General features: G+C 62.8%; 1 protein-coding gene and 1 pseudogene. Both read left to right on the plus strand.

The window, feature by feature from the left end:
* Nucleotides 1–129 precede the first annotated feature (129 nt).
* Nucleotides 130–2,604, plus strand: a complete 2,475-nt coding sequence (locus M1B34_RS33365; RefSeq protein ID WP_268267399.1) for a phage tail tape measure protein — start codon at nucleotides 130–132, stop codon at nucleotides 2,602–2,604.
* A gap of 8 nt (nucleotides 2,605–2,612) precedes the next feature.
* Nucleotides 2,613–2,980 (plus strand): annotated as a pseudogene (locus tag M1B34_RS33370) (phage tail protein); the annotation flags it as partial.

Consider the following 2,980-nt stretch of genomic DNA (forward strand, 5'->3'; position numbering starts at 1 on the left):
AGATGGCGGCGAAGCGGCTCGCGAGCGAGCTGCATTTTTCCGCCGAGGAAATCACGACCATGCGCTTTAGCGACATGGTCTGGTGGCTCACGGACTGAGCTGATCACTTATCGAGCATAGGGGCGACAGATGGCGAGCAGACTGGCGATAGGGTTGGTGATTGGTGGCGCCGTCAGCGCGACTGTGGGCGCCGCCTTCAAGACGGTTGAAGGCCGGATCAAGAAGCTGGAAGAGCAGGGCAACCGGGCCAAAGTGCTGAAGAGCACCATCGGCGAAACCATGCGCTTGCGAGATGAGTGGAAGAAAGCCCACGACACCGGCGCCGCCTCGGCGGCCGGGCTGCTGCGCAAGTTGGAGGGGAACCTGGACAGCCTGCGCAAACAGGGTGTTCAGGTGCACAAGCTGCGCCAGGAGTACCAGGCCCTCGGCCGGGTGGCCAAGGGTGCAGATCTGCAGATGAAAGGGCACCAGCAGATCAAGGAAGGTAAGGAGGGCCTCAAGTCCGGGATCGGCCAGGCGGTGGCCGGGGTTGGGGTGGTGTCGATCCCTACTAAAATCAGCGCGGACTACCAAGCAATCATCCGCGACATTGCCATCAAGGCGGATGTGGCCAACAAGCCACAAGAAGCCGAGATGACCCGCACCATCATTCAGACTTCGAAAGACACTGGGCTGGGCCGCAATGATGTGGCCGACCTGGTGAACCAGATGGTCGGTGCCGGCATGGAACTGGATAAGGCGCTGTCCTATGCCCCAGTTGCGGCCAAGTTCGCGGTGGGACAGGGCTCCAGCGGCGTCGACACGGCCAACATGATTCAGGCGCTGCAGCAGAACGCCAAGATCGTCGACCCCAAGATGATGGAAAAGGCCCTGGAAGCTATCGCCATGCAGGGCCAGGCGGGCAGCTTTGAAGCCGCGGATATGGCCAAGTGGTTTCCGCAGATGCTGGCCGGCATGGAGAAGATCGGCATCACCGGGCTGGACTCAGTGAGTCAGCTGGGCTCAATGCTGCAGGTGCAAATGAAGACCGCCGGCGGCTCCGATGAGGCGGCCAACAACCTGAAAAACTGGATGGAGAAAATCGGCTCCGGGGAGGTGGTCAAGGCCTATAAGGACGCGGGCATCGATTACCAGTCCTCGCTGAACAGCGGTATTCAAAAAGGCATGTCGACCCTGGAGTCGAGCTTTGCCCTGGCCCAGCGTTACGTCGAGGCGACTAACCCTGAGCAGGCCAAGAAGATGGCCGAGGCGACGGCCAATATCAGCAAGGAGACGGATCCGGCCAAGGCGAAGGCCATGCTGGAGTCGTTGGAGAAGGCCCTGCGCACCGGTGATATCTTCGCTGACATGCAGGTCAAGGCGGCGCTCACGGCCTTCTCTCAGAACAAGGCGCTGTATGAGCAACTGAAAGCCGAGTCGAAGAACGCCACCGGCATTCTCGACAAGAACCTGGCTGAACGCCGGGAAACCTCCTCTCAGCTGTGGGCCGAAACAGGCCATGCCATGAACGATGCCATGCGTGCGGTGGGTGATGCATTGCGCCCGGCCACGGATGCCGTGGCCAAGCACATCACTGTTGTAGCCAACTCGCTGACTCGCCTGACTGAAAAGGCGCCTCCCCTGGTGCTGGGGATCACCGCACTGGGCGCTGGGCTTGTCGCCCTGAAAAGCGTGGTCTCAGCGTTCAAGATCGGCAAGGGCATGCTCAACGTGGCCCGCGGATCGATGATGGGTAACCCGAACGTGATTCAGCGGGTCTTTGTCACCAACCCAGGGGCGGGCGGTGATTACGACACGGATGATGGTAAGGACAAGAAGGGCCGTAAGGGCGGGCGTGGCGGTCGTGGTCGTGGTGCTGGCCGTGGGCTGGGTGTCCGCGCTGGTGCTGCCAGCATCGGTCGCGGTGTCACTAACTTCATTAAATTTGGCACCCTGCTGGCTGTGGTCGGGGCGGTCGTCAAGGCCAAGGACACCTACGACACCGCCGTCACCCGAGACGAAAAGGCTGAGGGGTATGGCGGTGCGGTGGGTGGCTTAGCGGGCACCATCGTGGGAGCCAAAATGGGTGCGGCGGCTGGCGCTGCCCTGGGCTCCATCGTGCCAGGGCTTGGCACAGCCATCGGGGGCGCTATCGGTGTCGTCGTTGGTGGTGCTATCGGCTACTGGGGCGGTGACGCCCTGGGCTCCTTTGCAGGCAAATCGCTGTTCGGTTCCGACGAGTCGCTTAAAACCATGCCCATCGCTGGGCCGCTCATGATGGCGAACGCCGGGAAGAACATCCCACCGGTCCTGGGCGATATAGCGAAGTCGTTCAAGACCGGCCAGACGCCCCCGCTGATGGGGCAGGTGGTGCGCTCGATGGGGACCGGCACACCGTCTGCTGCGGCGCCGGCGATGCTCAAGGCGCCTGAGTCTGCGAAAGCAGCACCGCCCAAGGTCGACCAGCAATTCACCTTTGCGCCAAACATGCCCGTCTCGGTCCAGGGAGACGTCAAAGACCCCGCTCAACTGGCCCGCGAAGTCGAGCCCCACCTGCGCCGGATGTTCGACGAGTTCAGCCGCCAGGCCGCGGCCCGTCAGCTATCGGATGAACCACACGTTTAGGAGGTGCCATGGCTTACATGGAGCAACTGCAGTCAGGGCTCCAGTCCCTGGTGGCCGCGGGAGAGGCTGGCCGACGTAGTGCCGATGACATGCTGGGGCCTATGAACGGTGCTATCAGCGACATCAGCGGCGCCGCATCGGAGCTTGAGAACGTGCCCTTTGTGGGGCCAGCGCTGGGCGCAAAGCTGCAGCGAACCCTGCGCGGCATCTCGGCTGCCCAGTCCGTGATCGGCGAGGTGGCCGCGCAAGTACAGCCAGGCGGTGAGCGCGGCGGGGCAGATCCAGGAGCGCCTCGGCACACTGAAGGAACAGGCTGCCAAAGCCAGCGCGGCGATCAATCGCCATCAGCGGCCAGATCAGCCCGTCCCTGGGCAAC

The sequence above is a fragment of the Pseudomonas morbosilactucae genome, assembly GCF_023241715.1.
GTDB lineage: Bacteria > Pseudomonadota > Gammaproteobacteria > Pseudomonadales > Pseudomonadaceae > Aquipseudomonas > Aquipseudomonas morbosilactucae.

What these genes read in the sequence shown, in the direction of transcription:
- M1B34_RS33365 (WP_268267399.1), top strand. Translation starts at nt 130, where the DNA reads ATGGCGAGCAGACTGGCGATAGGGTTGGTGATTGGTGGCGCCGTCAGC.